This window comes from Bacteroidota bacterium (assembly GCA_018831055.1).
Classification (GTDB): domain Bacteria; phylum Bacteroidota; class Bacteroidia; order Bacteroidales; family B18-G4; genus M55B132.
The window spans coordinates 1-17,935 of the sequence record JAHJRE010000011.1 but is presented as its reverse complement, the minus strand read 5'-3'; the positions used below and the strand labels follow the sequence as shown (position 1 = coordinate 17,935).

The 17,935-nt window shown below is 43.4% G+C and carries 13 protein-coding genes; 7 read left to right on the top strand and 6 right to left on the bottom strand.

What is annotated here, in order from left to right:
• Positions 1–388 (bottom strand): hypothetical protein (locus KKA81_00755; protein ID MBU2649438.1); only part of this gene is annotated, 388 nt, incomplete at its 3' end.
• 94 nt (positions 389–482) lie between these two features.
• Here KKA81_00755 and KKA81_00750 point away from each other — a divergent pair.
• The 4 genes from KKA81_00750 to dnaB all read left to right on the top strand — a co-directional run bounded on the left by KKA81_00750 (position 483) and on the right by dnaB (position 4,944).
• On the top strand, positions 483–1,190 hold the full coding sequence (locus KKA81_00750; protein MBU2649437.1) for a 3'-5' exonuclease: 708 nt from the start codon (positions 483–485) through the stop codon (positions 1,188–1,190).
• A gap of 65 nt (positions 1,191–1,255) precedes the next feature.
• Positions 1,256–2,239: a dihydroorotate dehydrogenase-like protein gene (locus tag KKA81_00745; protein ID MBU2649436.1), complete on the top strand. Its 984-nt coding sequence runs from the start codon at positions 1,256–1,258 to the stop codon at positions 2,237–2,239.
• 82 nt (positions 2,240–2,321) lie between these two features.
• Complete coding sequence (locus KKA81_00740; protein ID MBU2649435.1) at positions 2,322–3,320, top strand: alanine racemase; 999 nt, start codon at positions 2,322–2,324, stop codon at positions 3,318–3,320.
• A gap of 112 nt (positions 3,321–3,432) precedes the next feature.
• On the top strand, positions 3,433–4,944 hold the full coding sequence (dnaB, locus tag KKA81_00735) for a replicative DNA helicase (protein ID MBU2649434.1): 1,512 nt from the start codon (positions 3,433–3,435) through the stop codon (positions 4,942–4,944).
• Here dnaB and KKA81_00730 read toward each other — a convergent pair whose 3' ends face one another.
• On the bottom strand, positions 4,945–5,673 hold the full coding sequence (locus KKA81_00730; protein ID MBU2649433.1) for a protein-L-isoaspartate(D-aspartate) O-methyltransferase: 729 nt from the start codon (positions 5,671–5,673) through the stop codon (positions 4,945–4,947).
• 51 nt (positions 5,674–5,724) lie between these two features.
• Positions 5,725–6,918: an ADP-forming succinate--CoA ligase subunit beta gene (sucC, locus tag KKA81_00725; GenBank protein MBU2649432.1), complete on the bottom strand. Its 1,194-nt coding sequence runs from the start codon at positions 6,916–6,918 to the stop codon at positions 5,725–5,727.
• Positions 6,919–7,060: 142 nt separating this feature from the next.
• Between sucC and KKA81_00720 the strand changes: the two genes are divergently transcribed.
• The 3 genes from KKA81_00720 to KKA81_00710 all read left to right on the top strand — a co-directional run bounded on the left by KKA81_00720 (position 7,061) and on the right by KKA81_00710 (position 12,507).
• Entirely contained in the window at positions 7,061–7,717 is a 657-nt protein-coding gene (locus KKA81_00720; GenBank protein MBU2649431.1) for an ABC transporter ATP-binding protein, read from the top strand.
• A gap of 70 nt (positions 7,718–7,787) precedes the next feature.
• Entirely contained in the window at positions 7,788–10,946 is a 3,159-nt protein-coding gene (locus KKA81_00715) for a hypothetical protein (GenBank protein ID MBU2649430.1), read from the top strand.
• Between the two features lie 91 nt (positions 10,947–11,037).
• Entirely contained in the window at positions 11,038–12,507 is a 1,470-nt protein-coding gene (locus tag KKA81_00710) for an aminotransferase class V-fold PLP-dependent enzyme (protein ID MBU2649429.1), read from the top strand.
• Between the two features lie 256 nt (positions 12,508–12,763).
• Here KKA81_00710 and KKA81_00705 read toward each other — a convergent pair whose 3' ends face one another.
• The 3 genes from KKA81_00705 to KKA81_00695 form a co-directional block, all read right to left on the bottom strand.
• A complete protein-coding gene (locus KKA81_00705; protein MBU2649428.1) occupies positions 12,764–14,116 on the bottom strand; it encodes a T9SS type A sorting domain-containing protein in 1,353 nt (450 codons plus the stop codon).
• Positions 14,117–14,335: 219 nt separating this feature from the next.
• On the bottom strand, positions 14,336–15,694 hold the full coding sequence (locus KKA81_00700; protein ID MBU2649427.1) for a metallophosphoesterase: 1,359 nt from the start codon (positions 15,692–15,694) through the stop codon (positions 14,336–14,338).
• A gap of 230 nt (positions 15,695–15,924) precedes the next feature.
• Positions 15,925–17,935, bottom strand: a 2,011-nt coding sequence (locus KKA81_00695) for a hypothetical protein (GenBank protein ID MBU2649426.1), incomplete at its 5' end; no start/stop codon positions are given.

Genomic DNA, 17,935 nt, shown 5'->3' with positions numbered 1-17,935 from the left:
TCCCCTCGACGTAGACATCTATATAATCCGATGAAGCATCGCTGCCGTCGCTGGCACGCACCATCAATTCATAAATACCCGAAGCAAGCTTCTGATTATTAAAGACCAGGTAGCCTTCCAGCAGATAATCGTTCACGTTGGGATTAGCGGTTACGGTATTGGTTACCGGGTTATTGATGTTGTCAATTAAAGTAACACTTGCCTGGGTAATGGGCTTATTATGGCTAATCCTGATGCTGACAAAAATTGTATCGGTAATGAGGAACGAATCGCCCTGAGCGGGAACTAATATATGAATGGAAGGAGGATTGGGATTATCTTCATCCTTCGGGTTGCATCCTGTTAAAAAGACTGAAAGCAGGACAAACCAAATTAAAATGATTCTCAATTTTACCCCTGGCATAATATTTTTATTAGATAACCATAAAATTAATGGAAAAAATCCGATGATAGACTTATTTTCGTAAATTAACAATATAGCTATGGCAAACAGGATTAACATTGAGCAGGTATTATTTCTGGACATTGAAACGGTACCTGCATGGGCTGAATACAGCTCTGTACCGGAGCCATTTTTAAGGCTCTGGGACAAGAAAGCAGGTTTTATCTGCAAGGAGGGTGAAACACCGGAAATGATCTATGACAGGGCAGGTATTTATGCAGAGTTTGGTAAGATCATCTGCATTTCGTCGGGATTTTTTAAAAATGGGGCATTCAGGATCAAGTCCTATTATGGAGACGAAGAAAAGGAACTATTGGAAGGATTTGCAAACTTGTTAAATGACCATTACAATCGAGATGACCGGTTTTTATGTGCCCATAATGGCAAGGAATTTGACTTTCCCTATATTTCACGAAGGATGCTGGTAAACGGGATAGATTTACCGGAAATTCTTAATATGGGAGGCAAGAAACCCTGGGAAGTCCCATACCTTGACACCATGGAAATGTGGCGTTTCGGGGATTACAAACAATATACATCGCTTGAGTTATTAACTACTCTTTTCGGCATACCAACCCCCAAGGATGATATCAGCGGTGCCGATATACATCGTGTATACTGGCAGGACCATGATCTTGAAAGAATAGTAAAATACTGTCAGAAAGATGTACTCGCAATCGCCCAGCTTTTCCTGAAATATAAGAACAATCCCCTTATTGAAGAGGAGCAGGTTTTTATTGTAAGTTGAAACTTAATACTACTATCGGGGATAGAAATTTTTTGTAATTTCAGCCTGTAAAAAAATAAAAAAATATGGACTTATCCGTTTCTTATCTGGGATTAAAATTACCCACTCCTGTTATTGCAGGAAGTTCGGGATTAACTGATTCGGTTGAAAAGATTGCAGAACTTGAAAACTTGGGAGCCGGGGCCGTTGTTGTCAAATCCATCTTCGAGGAAGAAATCACTATGGAATATGAGAAGATGCTGGCAGAAGAAGCACCTTTGCGCTATAAAGACGATTACATGGATTATTTCGACTACAGGATCAGGGAAGAAAACCTCGAGAAATATGTTAAACTGATTACGGAGGCGAAAAAAAAGGTAAAAATCCCGTTAATTGCAAGCATCAATTGCCATAGTTCACATGAATGGTCATATTTCGCCAAAACTCTTGAAAAAGCCGGAGCGGATGCCCTGGAATTGAATATCTTTATTCTGCCCTCCGGATTAAGGCTCACACCTGAAGGCATCGAAAAGACCTACCTGGAGATAATCAATAATGTGAAAAATGCCGTAAAAATCCCAATAGCCCTAAAAATGAGCTATTTCTTTTCCAACCTTGCGGTAATGATTGAAAAATTCAGCCGGACCGGAATATCCGGCTTAGTGTTGTTCAACCGGTTTTACAGTCCCGACATTGACCTCGACAAGATGGAAATCACCTCTACCAATGTATTAAGCACACCGGCAGAATTACCACTATCACTGCGTTGGGTAGGGATCATGTCGAAACGGGTAAAATGCGATATAGCGGCTTCAACGGGAGTACATGATGGATATGCAGTTGCCAAGCAGTTATTGGCGGGTGCAAATGCTGTTCAGGTTGTATCGGCATTATACAAAAACGGACCTGAATACCTTGGAACAATAATCAAGGAGTTAAAACATTGGATGAAGAAAAAGGGTTATGAGCAAATAGGGGACTTCCAGGGAATGTTAAGCCAGGATACAGCTGTTAACCCGGCACTCTACGAACGGGTGCAGTTCATGAAGTATTTCTCTGACAGAACATAAAAGATCCACTGAATTGATCGGGAAGATTAAGCGCCCTACTCTTTTTGTAAATAAAGCCCAATGCCTTGGTAACATAAGAAAAATGAAAATGAAGGCAGGGCTTTCCCATACTCATTTCCGACCACACTTTAAAACACACCAGTCATTACAGATTGCGGAATGGTTCAGGGAAGAAGGGGTTCAATCCATTACAGTATCTTCTGTTTCCATGGCCCTTCAGTTTGCCAATGCCGGATGGAAAGACATTACTATAGCATTCCCATTCAATATAAGAGAAACCGAAGATATTAACCGGCTTTTTCCCGGTATAACGATTGGATTGCTGGTCGAATCACAAGAAACAGCCGGATTCTTAGCATCTCATTTAAAACGAAAAGTAAGGATTTTCATAGAAATAGATACCGGATACCACCGTACCGGCATATCATGGGATGACCACGAAGGGATCCGGGAGATCATCAGGATATGCCGGCAATCAGAAATGGTTGAATTCAAAGGATTTTTAATCCATTCAGGACATACATACCATGCAAGGTCGACAAAAGAGATCCACGACATATTCAACGACACATCAGAAAAAATGCTTTCGCTGAAACAGCTCTTTGGAAATGATCTGATGATCTCCATTGGAGATACACCTTCCTGCAGCCTGAGAGATAGTTTTCCGGGAATCGATGAAATCAGGCCGGGGAATTTTGTGTACTACGATCTGATGCAATATTATCTGGGGGCCTGCAGTATGGATGAAATTGCCGTATCCGTTGCCTGTCCTGTCGTTGCCAAATATCCTTCCAGGAAGGAGGTGGTAATATATGGAGGGGCAGTACATTTGTCGAAAGAAGGACTTAGACTCCCGGATGGCAGAGTTATATACGGAAAGGTACTGGAAACCAATCCAATGAATATGCCGGAAGCAGAAAATGCAGGCTATTTAAACTCATTATCCCAGGAACATGGAATAATATCGGTCTGCAGGGAGTTCATTGACAAAGTTACCATCGGAGATATTGTGCACATTATCCCTGTACATTCCTGTCTGACAGCCGACCTCCTGAAAGAAAATACCCTAATCACAATATAGAGTTGGAGCGCATATCATAATCTACCGGTAGATTTCCTGGAAAAACAAGAAATGTTAATAACTAAAACAGAATTCACCCTACCGGGAGTTTAGCTTTTTGTATTTTTGAATCATGGACAGTGGATTGACAAGGCAACAGGAAAATGTGCGCAAGCGGTTAAAATTTTCACCGGGAGCAACATCATTATCTGAACATGGGAAAGTGCCACCCCAGGCAGTTGACCTGGAAGAAGCGGTTCTGGGCGCCATCATGCTTGAAAAAGACGCATTGACTTCAGTGATCGACATTCTGAAACCTGAAGTATTTTACAAAGACACGCATCAGACCATTTATTCCGCCATTGTCAGGTTATTTGCGCGGTCTGAACCTGTTGATATTCTCACGGTAACCAATGAACTAAAGAGCAGCGGGGAGCTGGACAGCATAGGCGGAGCCTATACTGTAACCATGATGACCAACAGGGTAGCATCGGCTGCCAACGTGGAGTATCATGTGAGGATCCTGATCCAGAAATACATACAACGAGAACTCATCCGGTTATCTTCTGAAATCATCAAGGAAGCCTTCGAAGACACGACGGATGTTTTTGATTTGCTTGACAAAGCTGAGCAATATCTGTTTTCTGTCAGCGAAAACAACTTACGCAGGAACTACGAAGACATGCAATCCCTTGTCAGGGATGCCATCAAAGAAATTGAAGCGGCGCGTGCTTCCGAAGAACATTTAAGGGGGGTTCCATCAGGATTTACTTCTCTCGACAGGGTAACTGCAGGATTCCAGAAATCTGACCTGATTATTCTAGCATCCAGGCCGGGTATGGGTAAAACTGCATTTGTCCTGACCATAGCAAGGAATGTTGCCATCCAGTTTCGTAAACCGGTAGCAGTTTTCTCACTTGAAATGTCATCCATTCAGCTTGTAACCAGGTTAATATCGGCTGAAACTTTGCTTTCATCCGAAAAGCTCAGAAAAGGGAGTTTAGAGAATTACGAATGGGAACAGCTGAATGCAAAAATCAAGGAACTTATAGATGCGAAGCTGTATATAGATGACACACCGGCCCTGTCGATCTTTGAACTCAGGGCCAAATGCCGCAGGCTTAAAGCACAGCATGACATTCAGTTGGTGGTTATTGACTATTTGCAGCTCATGGTTGGGCAAACCGACAAGCAGGGTAACAGGGAGCAGGAGATCAGCAATATTTCACGATCGTTGAAAGCGCTGGCCAAAGAACTCAATGTACCCATCATAGCCCTCTCACAGCTAAGTCGTGCTGTTGAAACACGCGGAGGATCAAAGAAACCCGTTTTGTCTGACCTGAGAGAATCCGGAGCCATTGAACAGGATGCCGACCTTGTAATGTTTATTTACCGGCCTGAGTACTATAATATTGATCAGGATGAAGAAGGCAATTCCACAGCCGGTCAGGCAATAATCAATATCGCCAAGCACAGGAACGGTTCTCTTGCCGACATTCAACTCCGTTTTGTTGGCAAGTATGCAAAATTCGAAGATCCTGAGAAAGAATCGCTTTCGTCATTCTCTATTGATGAAAGCGCCGGAATAAAAACCATACCATCCAGGATGAATGATATGGAAGACGAGGAAGATTTTCCGTTTTAATCAATAGGTTTTTCCTTTTTCATTGATCATCGGAACAAAGCGTACCGGGATTAAATCTTTCTTTTCAAGTCTGCCCTTGATTTTGCTAAGAAGCACCAGTTCCTGGGCATAATATTCTCCGACCGGGATAACCATCCTCCCTCCTTCTTTCAACTGATCTTTCAGAGCTTGTGGAACGTGAGTCGGAGCGCATGTTACAATAATGGCATCAAAGGGAGCCTCTTCCGGCCATCCTGCATAACCATCACCTATTCTGACGTGAACATTTTTATAGCCCAACGCATTTATTGTTTTTTCAGCTTGCTTCCCAAGCAATTCAAATACTTCAATGGTATAGACTTCTTTGCATAATTCAGCCAGTACGGCAGCCTGATATCCCGATCCTGTACCAATTTCAAGAATTTTGTCGGTAGAATCAATATCGAGCACCTCAGTCATCAAAGCCACGATATACGGTTGGGAGATGGTTTGTCCGGAACCTATGGGCAAGGGAAAATCGCCGTAGGCCTGAGACCGGTATGATGCGGGCACAAACAGGTGTCTGGGTACATTTTCCATGGCCAACAGCACCTCAGGATCGTTGACACCCCTTGCCTTAATTTGCGACTGTACCATTTTCAGGCGTTGATCGCTGTAAGGATCCGATGATTGTTGTCCGATACACGCCGTCATAAATCCAGAGATCAAGATCCAAGCAATGAGCAGCCGATGCCGTGTAAAAAAGTGCATCTGCATAGCATATTATATTGGATGACTAAGATAATATAAATAAATGCAAGTTTAGCCAGCCAGCACCCGTGCTACTTCTCTGGCAGCGTCTTCAAGGAGAATAGCGGAATGTACTTTAAGCCCGGACTCATCGATGATCTTTTTTCCTTCTTCAGCATTGGTACCTTGTAATCTGACCACGATAGGGACATCTATTTCCCCGATATTATTATAAGCATCAACAACGCCTTGTGCAACCCTGTCGCAACGTACAATTCCTCCGAAAATATTAACCAGGATAGCTTTAACATTCGGATCCTTGAGTATGATCCGGAAAGCTTCCTCAACTCTTTTTGCGTTGGCCGTACCACCGACATCAAGGAAATTTGCGGGGCTACCACCGGAGAGTTTGATCATATCCATTGTAGCCATAGCAAGTCCGGCCCCGTTTACCATACAACCTACGTTTCCATCAAGCTTTACATAGTTCAGGTCGTATTGAGAGGCTTCCACCTCTATAGGATCTTCTTCGTTTATATCGCGCATATCGGCAATATCGGGGTGGCGGTAAAGCGCATTATTATCGATTACCACCTTGGCATCAGCAGCATAGATTTTGTTATCAGAGGTTTTCATCACCGGATTGATCTCAAAGAGAGAGGCATCTGAGCCAACGAAGGCATCATAGAGGCTGGATACGAATTTTACCATATTGCGGTATGCATCTCCTGTCAGACCAAGGTTAAAAGCAACTTTACGACACTGAAAAGCCTGCAGGCCCACTTTGGGATCAATAATTTCCGTAAATATCTGATCCGGGGTTTCTTCAGCCACTTCTTCGATATTCATACCACCTTTGGGTGAATAAAGGATCATGTTTCTGCCGGCATCGCGGTTAAGCAGGATACTCATGTAAAACTCCTGAGGTTCAGACTCGCCGGGATAATAAATATTTTGTTCTATGAGCACCCTTCTGACGAGTTTTCCTTCCGGCCCGGTTTGTGGAGTAACCAGGTTCATACCGATAATATCCCTGGCCAATATTTTCACTTCCTCCAGTGATTTTGCAATCTTGACACCACCGCCTTTACCACGCCCGCCGGCGTGAATTTGAGCTTTCACGGCCCATTTATCCGTTCCTGAGATCTGAAAAACTTCCTCTGCAGCCTCTACCGCTTTCTTCGGAGAATCGGCCACCATTCCTGCCGGCACATTAACGCCGTAACTGGCAAGGATCTTCTTGCCCTGGTACTCATGTAAATTCATAAACCTAATTTAATTTGAGTCAAAAATAATGTTTTATTCCAAAATAAAGCAAGGTTTCCTGAATGATCATATCACCTGCACGTGAACACAACAATTAAAAGCTTGTATTGTTTTTATATATTTGCAGCAGTTTAAATAAACCATGATCAGGGCAACTGAAATCCATAAATCGTTTGGTGAGCTGAAGGTTCTGAAAGGGATCAGCCTTCAGGTGAAAAAAAAGGAAATCGTCACTATTGTAGGGGCGTCGGGGGCAGGAAAATCCACTTTGCTGCATATTATTGGAACCCTTGACCGTGCAGACGGGGGACAGGTTTTTATTAACGAGACGGAGGTCAGTTCCTTATCAGAAAACCGGTTGTCGGATTTCAGGAACAGGAAGATAGGTTTTGTATTTCAGTTTCATCATTTGCTTCCTGAGTTTACCGCACTGGAAAACATATGTATACCGGCATATATCCTCGGGGTTCCGCGCAGGGAGGCAGAAGCAAAAGCCTGGGAATTGCTCGACTTCCTTAAACTAAGTGACAGGGCCCAGCATAAACCATCGGAACTCAGCGGTGGTGAGCAGCAAAGGGTTGCCGTAGCCAGAGCATTGATCAATCAGCCCGCTGTGATACTGGCCGACGAACCTTCCGGCAATCTTGATTCCGCTGCTTCTTATGAATTGCACCAGCTGTTTTTCCGGCTCAGGGATACACTGGAACAGACGTTCATCATAGTCACCCATAACCAGGAACTTGCTGCCATGGCCGACCGCAAGCTGGAAATAAAAGATGGCGTGTTTACTTCACGTTAATCCTTTTGATCCCTGCAATATGAATTCATCAGCATCGTTTACGAAATCAATGATAACAACTAAAAAATACATGTTTTATAAGAACGCCCTCTTACAGATCCTGATTTTACTAAGTATTTTGGTAGCCAGTGGCAATTTATCTGCGCAAGGCGGAAATGAAGAGTATTCCAAAGCCATAACCCTGGCTGATGAATATTTCCGCAAGGGGGATTATGTTAATGCCAAGGCAGCATATCAACATGCTTCAAAGCTTAATCCCGACGACGAATATCCCAAAAAACAGCTTCAGGAGTCACTTTCACTCTTAAGGGTACAGATTGAAAACAGGGGAAAATACAATCAACGAATAAAAACCGCTGATGAATTGTTTCAGGCAAAATCATATGATAAAGCCATCACGGTATATGAAGAGGCCGCTAAAATCCTTCCAAACGAACCCTATCCAGGATCAAAAATATCTGAAATCAAGCAGTTGATGGAGGAAGAAAAAACCAATCGGATCAAATATGATGAAACGATTAAAAGAGCCGATGGTTTATTTCAGGATGCCAAACTCGATGAAGCCCGTAAAGTTTATGAAGAAGCGCTGCAATATATCGATTATGAATCGCATCCAAAAGATCAGATCATTGAGATCGACAAGCAGATAGCCAAACTGAATGCTTTACAGACAAGTTATAACAAGGCAATTGCATCAGCGGAGGAATACTTAAAACGCAAGAACTATCAGGAAGCCATTAATTCCTACCAGGAAGCTGCCAGGCTAAAGCCGGAGGAAGAATTGCCGAAGCAAAAGCTAACAGAACTGAGTAATTTCCTGGAGACATATGGAAGGTATAACGAATTAATTTCTGCGGCTGACGAATTATATATTGGTCAGCAGTATGAATCGGCCAGGATAAAATACTCACAGGCCTTGGAAATCCTGCCGGGTGAGAGATATCCACAGGATATGATCTCCAAGGTTAATGAGGCGTTGAAAGAAAAAACGGTTGAAAACTGGCAGCGATACGACGAATTGATCGCCGAGGCTGACCGTTATTACGATCAGAAAGAATATGAAAAGGCCATGGAAACCTACAACAATGCATTGCGTTTCAAGCCGGATGAAACGTATGCACGAACAAGGATACAGGCCATAAACGATATGCTGGATTTACGCCGGACCCAGGAAGCTGCATACGATAATACCCTTTTGCTGGCTGACAAGCTTTTCAATGAGGGCAATCTGAATGGCGCTCTTGCAGAATACCGGAAAGCCCATGACATGAAACCCATGGAGCAATATCCCAAAGTCAGGGCTGATGAAGTGGAGATGTTGCTTGCTGACCTTAAAAACAAGGAAGATCAATACAATCAGACCGTAGCAGGTGCTGACAAGCTTTTCAATGCAGGAGACTATGTTGAGGCATTAGGTCAGTATACAAGGGCATTGGAACTGTTTCCGGCCAAACAATACCCTAAAGACCAGATCACTATGATCAATGATATTCTGGGTAAAGAAAAAGCAGCAGAAGAAGCATATAACCTGGCTATTTCCACGGGTGATAAGCATTTTGAATCGGGTGATTTCGACAATGCCAAGATTCAATATATTACAGCCCTGGACATCAAGCCGGATGCTCAATACCCACGGGACAAAGTAAGTGAAATAAATAGTATTCTGGCAAGCAGGAAGGCACAGGCTGAAGCATTCAATCTTGCATTACAGCAGGCAGACCGGTATTATGATGAAAAGAATTACGAACAGGCTCTATTGAAGTACAACGAGGCCGATAGTCTGATTGCCGGTGATTCACATGTAGGTAGCCGCATCAGGGAGATCAATACATTCCTGGAAGAAACAGCCAGAAAAGAAGCGGAATACATTAATCTGATTGCACAAGGGGATACACTTTATGAAGGGGGGGCGTGGCAGGCTGCAATAGCAGCATACAGTAAGGCAGGCAGCCTGAAACCTACGGAGACGTATCCATCAGAAAGGATCAAAACGGCCCGGGCCATGCTTGCTGAAGCGGCAAGCCTACAAGCATTGGAGGAGGAGTATACCGGAAAGTTGGCGATCGCAGAAGATTATTTTATTAAAAACGAATATGAGCTGGCAAAACAAAACTACCGGGAAGCTGCTGATTTAAAACCTGGTGAATCATTTCCATTAACAAAGATCTCTGAGATTGAGGCATTGCAAGAAAATATTGCGCGTTACAATGATCTCAACCAGGAGGGCGATGTAGCCTTTACAAATGGTGATTTTCAGCTGGCTATTGAAAAATATACAGCGGCAGGACTTATTTTCCCAGAGAAGGATTATCATAAGTTCAAGATCACGGAGGCCAACTCTGCCCTGGAGGCATTTCAGCGAAAACGGGCATTGGATGAGCAATACAATAAGCATATAAACGATGCGGATAGTTTATTCCTGGCAAAGGATTACTCACAGGCAATCGACGTATACACACAAGCATCAGGATTAAAGCCCGAAGAAAACTATCCGGTAAGCCGTATTGCAGAGATCAGGCAGATCCTGGAGCAAATGGCAGAAGAGAAAGAAAAGGCCTATACCCTTGCTATAACAAGGGGAGATAACTTCTTCAATGAATCAAATTACAAAGAAGCCATCAATGCCTACCGGTCGGCACTTGAAATCAAGCCTGGAGAGGTCTATCCCAGAGACAGGATGAAGGAAGCGGAGACCCTTTATCTGTCAGCCCTTGAAGCACTGACCAAAACATACCGTCAGTTAGTGGGAGAAGGAGATGCATTTTTCAACGATAAAATTTACGACAAAGCCATAGAAAAATATCTGGAAGCGCGTAAGATACTGCCAGATGAACCATATCCGGATGAAATGGTTCGCAAGATCACCCGGATCATCAACGATAATGCAATTGTGGATATAAATCAGGAAAAGATTGTTATACCTGAAAACACTGAAAAGAAATTCAGCTTCTCCCCTATGCCCATTGGTGTGAGGAAAGAAAATTACATCCTGGTCAAGGCAAGAAATCCGGTCGACAGGGAGTTTAAAATGCTGGTCAACTTTGGCCAGGATGCCACAAAGAATGGAGGCATTGCCTTACGTATACCGGAATCTGCTGACGAAACGGATTTCATCATCCGCCTGGGCTCTCTGTATAAGTGGTTCAGCGAAGACAACAACTGGGTAAGCATATATCCCGAAGGAGGAGATATAGAGATAGGACTGATTAGGATCTCCAAATCTGAATAATTCTAAAAACTTTACTGAAAATATCTAATTTTGTCGATCTGATTAAGGCATTTATTTTTAATAATGTGCTAATCAATTAAAAACAACAGATATGGCAGGATTGATTGAGCATTTCGAAGAGTTCAGGCGAAATACCATAGGTAATGAATTGGAATTCGCTACCCCTTATGGCATAAAAAAGATGATTTATGCCGATTGGATAGCCAGCGGAAGGCTTTACGGGCCGTTGGAAAAGCAACTTTCAGAAGTCATAGGACCCTATGTAGGGAACACGCATACAGAAACTACGGAAACGGGGACTCTCATGACCAAAGCATATCATTATGCCCAGAAGATAATCAAACAGCATGTCAATGCAGGTAAGGATGATGTGATTATCACCACGGGTTTTGGGATGACGGCAGCCATAGTTAAGTTTCAGCGGATACTAGGATTAAAAACCTGCGGAATGATAGCCCGCAGTGGTTGCCTTGAAAATAAGGAAAAGCCTGTAGTATTCGTTACGCACATGGAGCATCATTCCAATCAAACATCCTGGTATGAAACCATAGCGGAAGTGGTGCAGATCCCACCCGGAGAAGACTTAAAAATAGATTTGGACAAGCTGCGGGAGTTATTGGAAAAATATAAAGACCGGTCGTTAAAGATAGGTTCATTCACGGCATGTTCCAATGTCACCGGAGTGCACACGCCATTTCATGAAATGGCAAAGATCATGCATGAGCATGGGGGATTATGTTTTATTGATTTTGCAGCCAGCGCGCCATATGTCGACATTGATATGCATCCGGAAGATCCGCTAAAAAAGCTGGATGCGATTTTTTTCTCGCCACATAAGTTTCTGGGTGGACCGGGAAGTTCCGGCGTATTGATCTTTGATTCAAATCTTTACAAAAGCCATGCCCCGGATCAACCCGGAGGAGGTACTGTTGATTGGACCAATGCATGGGGAGAATACAAATACATTGATGATATTGAAGCCAGGGAAGACGGAGGAACACCCGGCTTCCTTCAGGCCATCCGGACAGCATTAGCCATAAAGCTCAAAGAAAAGATGGACCCCCGACTGATACACCAGAGGGAAAAGGAATTAACAGCAAAAGCGTTCCGGGAATTCCGAAAAATCCCCGGATTACGGATCCTGGCTGATAATATTGAAGACAGACTTGGAATTTTATCATTTTATCTGGAGGATGTTCATTTCAATCTCGTAGTCAAGTTACTTAACGACAAGTTTGGCATCCAGGTAAGGGGGGGCTGCGCCTGTGCAGGAACATACGGACATTACCTGCTGAATGTGTCCTATGAAGATTCCCACGAAATCACTGAGCTTATTAATTTTGGGGATTTGTCGAAAAAGCCGGGATGGATACGATTATCGCTTCATCCTACCATGACAGATCAGGAACTGGATACTGTTATTGAGGCTTTACATGCCATATCATCGCATCATCAGGAGTGGCAAAAAGAATATGTTTATAACCGGCACACTAATGAATTTCGTCATATGTCGGAGCCGGAAGATCGCACATCGGAAATATCTGGGTGGTTTTCGATCTAAGAAAGAATATCCGGGAAATATTACTAAAAGTTGCAGGTTGCAGGCTTCAGGTTGCAGGCTACCCGTGAAAGTTTGCACACGTTCTGCCACCTGAAGCCTGCAACCTGCCACCTGAAGCCTGTAACCTGCCACCTGAAGCTTGTAACCTGAAGCCTGATTACCTGTATTATTCATCCTGCCAACTCAAAAAAAATAGCCCCCGGGAATAAACCCGGAGGCTGAGGTATGTGACGTTTTTGGTTTGAAAAGCCGAAGATTAGTATCTTATTATCAACTTACCGAATTGATTAGTATGATCATTTGACAAATGAAGGAGATAAATGCCCTCCGGTTGTCCTTCCAGGTTGATCAGAGAATTTCCGTTACTTTGTCCGGTATATATTAGCTGTCCTGAATTATTAAAGACCCTTACAAGCATATCTCCTGAATGTTCAATCTTAAACTGGCCATTGGCCGGATTGGGATAAATACGGCAGGCATCAGCCGGGGTTTCCGGCAGACCTGTGGGGATAAGGATGGTAAATCCATTCTCCAGCATCAGGTCATCTACGTGCACATCCCAGAGTCCGGTACTGGCATCCGTAGGAATATAAAAGCGGGTTTGAACAGTAAGGTCATTGATAACATTAATAAATGCGCCTTCGATAATCTCCGAGGGATTATCATGATTTTTAATATAAATTTCATTAACACCGGATGTAAAACGGGTATTCTGGCCGGTAATTTTGGCGCTGATGGTATCGCCCTGATAAGCAAGATCGGGTTGAATGGAAGCAATGCCCTGTTCCCCTTCGAGGACAGTAAAAGTATCTTCAAGGAGTAATTCATCAACTTCCAGGTCCCATAATCCGGTAGTAGCATTATCATGAATGGTAAACTCAGCTTCTATAGTCCAGTTATCAATAACCGTAATTAATGTAGCCCCGATTATTTCAGGTGGGTTACCGGGTAAAACAAGACTGACTTCCGGTGATGTACCTGCCCAGGTAGTATGTTCACCAATGATAGTACAGATAATATCTTCCGACTGGTAAGCGGAATCCGGATCAATACTTACCAGGGCCGGAGCACCAACCTCCTGTACTTCAAGCTGGGAAAGATAAATCACATCACCACTGGTAGATCCATTTCCATTGGCTGCATTAAAAGAGGCATAAAAAATCACATTACCAACACCCGGATTTGGAGCGGTCCAGCTCATGTTCCATACTTTCATGTTTCCAACAGGGGTATTGCCATCGGAGGTGTGGGTAATTGCTTTTTGGTTATTGGTGAATTTGGTCTGAAGCGGGTCTGTTACGAGTAATGAGCCTGTTTTGCTGCCTAAAGCGTCTTCCGCTGTAAGCTCAAAACCAAATTTCACAACGCCGGGATGATTACCGATCGCTGAAATGTTGTAAGTCTGGCCGGCAATATATCCTTCGGGAGGAATATTCGTGGAGATCCAACCACTAACCACATTGGGAGTACCTGAATGGCATTGTGTACAGTTTGCACCTGCATCACCCGGGGAACCTGTTTTGCCGCCCGGAGATCCGCTACTGTTGGCAAGGAGTAACATTGCTACCGGCAATGTTAGTAAAAGTGACCATTGTAAAAGTTTTTTCATAGGTAATTCATTTTTGTTTTAGGCCAAAAGCAATCCCCGGAATATGCTTACCAGGTTATTTACATATAGTTCTATCAGATATTTCATGGTGTCCGGGAAAAAATATTCCGATATAAAAATACATTAAAATGAAGTACCTTAATACCAAATGAATAAATAAAATTTGGAACAAACTGATAATCTTATCTTAATGATCGCAGTTTTGAATGGGTCAAAATATCAATATTCTTGAGCTTCAGGTTGAAGAGTCAGAAGTGATATTTCAGGATATATTCCAACACGACCAGGATAGCCAATATTTCCAAGCCCGCGGTTAACATAAAGGTACTGAATGCCTGACTTTGATCTTTTACCATAAAACCCTGCCCAATAGCGGTACATATACTGAGCCGGGCTCCAACGGAAGTTCCTGGATTCAACACCAAACTGAAATCCATGGGTATGCCCGCTAAGAGTAAGGTCTATTTCGGGATGTTTTTTCATGACAACAGTTTCCCAGTGAGTCGGGTCATGCGACAGGAGAACCCTGACCGATGCATTTTCAGTCCCTTTCAAAGCTTGATTAAGGTCTCCATACCTGGGGAAACGGTCGATAGCACTCCAGTTGTCAACGCCAATAATAGCTAATGTATCCTTTTCAATCTCTATTATTTCATTTCGGTTACGTAAAAGTGTCCAACCGATACTCTGATAAAACACTTCAAGTTCCCGAAGGTTAGCCTCTTTATGTTCTTTTGAATCCCAATCCACATAATCTCCAAAATCATGATTGCCCAGGATGGCATAAATCCCGTACCATGATTTGATTTTCGACAGTGTTTCCCTGAAGGGCCATGCTTCACGGCTGGTGAAGTTCACCATATCACCGGTAAAGACAACAAGATCAGGATCCAATCTGTTGATCATGATAACAGCTTCCTCCAAAGCCTGGTGTGAAGTCCAGCTACCCAAATGAAGATCGGAGATCTGAACAATACGGAAGCAATCAAGAACGGGAGGAAGATGAGGGATGGCAACATTCACACGGCGGATTTTAAAATCAAAAGCCCAGCGTACCATTCCAATGATCAGTCCGCTTAAAATAACTCCGCCGCCAAGCAGTCCAATATTCTGCATAAATTTGGATCTGGATATTGCTTTTCCTGCCGGCAATTCAGGCACTCGTCTTTTTTTTTGCTTAAGGAATCTGAACAGATGCCTGAATACTCTAACCAGGTCGGCCAGTAACAGGAAAATAACCGCGAACAACTTTGCCGAGTAAACAATAAAAACCACACCCATCAAATATGTTCTCCACCCTGCATTCCAGGATTCTATGGGAACAAACAAGGAGGCAAGTGTCATGGAAACCAGAATAATCAATGGCACCCAATACAGGTAAGTAACAATGAAAGATAAAATACGGTGCCATCTTGAAACTTGCTTACGGATGGAATACCAGAAATAAATATCAAGAAGCAGCAATGCAGCCAGTCCGGGAAAATATGCTGCATAGGGAGGATACAATGCTGAGGTAATAAGCCAGGCAGCAAGCAGGATAATCGACAGAACGACAATATATAGATATCTTTTACTCAATATTGGCAATAGTACTATGAAAAAACGGAAGAGCTGTTAAGAATACATTATTTTATTTCGAAAACCCTTCTTTCTGTTCAATTGGATTGAACGAATTCAATAACAATTTATTACAATAAATGTTCGGAGCGGATACAGAGAAGATGAAAGAAAACCCTCCTCGAAAGGCAAGCTTAAATATTCTGCTCATTATAAAAAACGGATCGTACCTTGAGGTACAGTCTTTCAAGTTACCGAATTACAATCCGGATTCTTTCCAATATCAGATTGTTCAGGCGATGTTCAAGGATATAAAATCCTGGGTTTACCCGATAACCATTGGGCAGGTTCCCCTCCCATGCAATAGAGTGCAATCCTTTGGTCAGTATTTCCTGAAATATTGCAGACCCGGATTTACCGGTAATATCGTATATCCACAGAGAAGTTTCTCCGTATTCCGGATTAAAGAAAAGTACAGAAGCATTACCTGTTGTGGGATTTGGTATCATTCTAAGAGAACCGGATTGCCTTTCCGGACGATAAATATCTGTATTTAGGGCAATTTCCATGATATAATCTTCCGTTTCCCCATCATCAAATTCTCCGGAACCTTGCCAGTTATTACTCACCGGTTGATTTGAAATCGTGAAACGGCTCCAGCAGTATCCGGTATTTGGTCCTGAGAGAAACGACGGGGGGCCCAAGGCTGAGAGAGCCCCATTGTAGGCCACCGGTACAGAAAAATCAACCAGGACATGTTCGGGTACCACGATTGAGTTGCACATCGTACCGGAGTTAAGGGCCCACAAACCATCCTGATTCCAATCGACCAGAACATTCATATAAGCAGGAGATGGCGAATTATTAACTACGTGTATATCCAGCTCAAATCCCCAATGAACTATGGAGCATATTGTATCAAGAGGAGAGGCATTCCCGGCACAGGGAACCACTTGTTCCTGGCCTGCAGCACCAACGATAGTATACGGTAAAGGAATGATTAAACCGGCATCATTATCCTGAAAGCACTCATCACTATCGTAGGGAGTCGAAAATGGACTACAAAGTCCGGCATTCCCATCCGTTTCAGCATCAAAAGCAGGTCCGAGCCAAATTGAAGAAGGGAAATGCATCACATATTGTCCGGGATTACTGCCGGTAATACACGTCGGAAAGACACCGAATGTGCCTGAACCCGGGTAGGCCAGGGCATTATCGGGAGCATCACCGAAATCAGTCATATTTTCGAGTATGACCATGTAATCTTCTACTTCACCATCGGCAGCATGCCCGATGAAAGAAAGCCCCCCCTGGGTATTAAACCGGAATCTGGCAAAGCTATTGCCACTAAGTGCTGTTGCCGGAACATTGAAATTCAGATTATTTACTGAAGCTGAGAGCATCTGATCAGTAAATATTTGTTCATTGGGATCCGCCCAGTCTCCATCCTGGTTAAAATCGATCCATGCATTAAGGAAGCCGTTAGCTGATGCAGTAACATCAACAGAATTAGAAGTTCCTATTAAAATATTTCCACCGGGAAAAACAACACCATCTTCATCATCCAGGTTAAGGTTGTCATCTCCCAGGGCAGAGGCATCAGGGATCCCATCGGGCTCTGCATCGATCAGGGTACCCAGCCAGGTTACACCATCCATATCATGGCTGGCTCCATTATTTAAGGCCATAGTTGGATATCCGGGATCAGGGGCATCTCCCCTGTCGATGTTTTGCATCGGATTTTCAGCGGTAACAAAAATTACATCGCCTAGACCGTCAAACGCGGAACTGGTATGAACCATGTAGGCAGTGTAATAATCGGCTGTCAGCGCCATATATTCCCCTATCCAGGCATCTCCGGTCTTTGGCACAAACGGAGGAGGAAACATGACATTATTAACCTTAACATTGGGAGCAAAACTATTGCCATCATCGGTACTAAAAGTGAAATAAATGTCAAAGTCGAAATCCGACAGGTCATTTCTTCGATCGTACCAGCAAATATCAATGACACCGTTTGGTTTAACATAGATCCAGGGCAATATCTGGTCAGACTGGGTAGCATCATCGTTGACTCTAAATGGTGATGACCAGCTATTTCCGGCATCAGTGGAACGAATCAGGAAGATATCCGCTTCATCGGGTCCGGGGCCATCCGGATCAGCAGCATAAACAATATACAGAGTTGAAGGATCGGAAGGCTTCACTTTTATAACCGGGGCGCCTTTGGCACGGGTATCTGTATTTCCGTTCAGATTCAGG

Coding starts and splice junctions, on each gene's coding strand:
- KKA81_00750 (MBU2649437.1), top strand. CDS start 483: ATGGCAAACAGGATTAACATTGAGCAGGTATTATTTCTGGACATTGAA.
- KKA81_00745 (MBU2649436.1), top strand. CDS start 1,256: ATGGACTTATCCGTTTCTTATCTGGGATTAAAATTACCCACTCCTGTT.
- KKA81_00740 (MBU2649435.1), top strand. CDS start 2,322: ATGAAAATGAAGGCAGGGCTTTCCCATACTCATTTCCGACCACACTTT.
- dnaB (MBU2649434.1), top strand. CDS start 3,433: ATGGACAGTGGATTGACAAGGCAACAGGAAAATGTGCGCAAGCGGTTA.
- KKA81_00730 (MBU2649433.1), bottom strand. CDS start 5,673: ATGCACTTTTTTACACGGCATCGGCTGCTCATTGCTTGGATCTTGATC.
- sucC (MBU2649432.1), bottom strand. CDS start 6,918: ATGAATTTACATGAGTACCAGGGCAAGAAGATCCTTGCCAGTTACGGC.
- KKA81_00720 (MBU2649431.1), top strand. CDS start 7,061: ATGATCAGGGCAACTGAAATCCATAAATCGTTTGGTGAGCTGAAGGTT.
- KKA81_00715 (MBU2649430.1), top strand. CDS start 7,788: ATGTTTTATAAGAACGCCCTCTTACAGATCCTGATTTTACTAAGTATT.
- KKA81_00710 (MBU2649429.1), top strand. CDS start 11,038: ATGGCAGGATTGATTGAGCATTTCGAAGAGTTCAGGCGAAATACCATA.
- KKA81_00705 (MBU2649428.1), bottom strand. CDS start 14,116: ATGAAAAAACTTTTACAATGGTCACTTTTACTAACATTGCCGGTAGCA.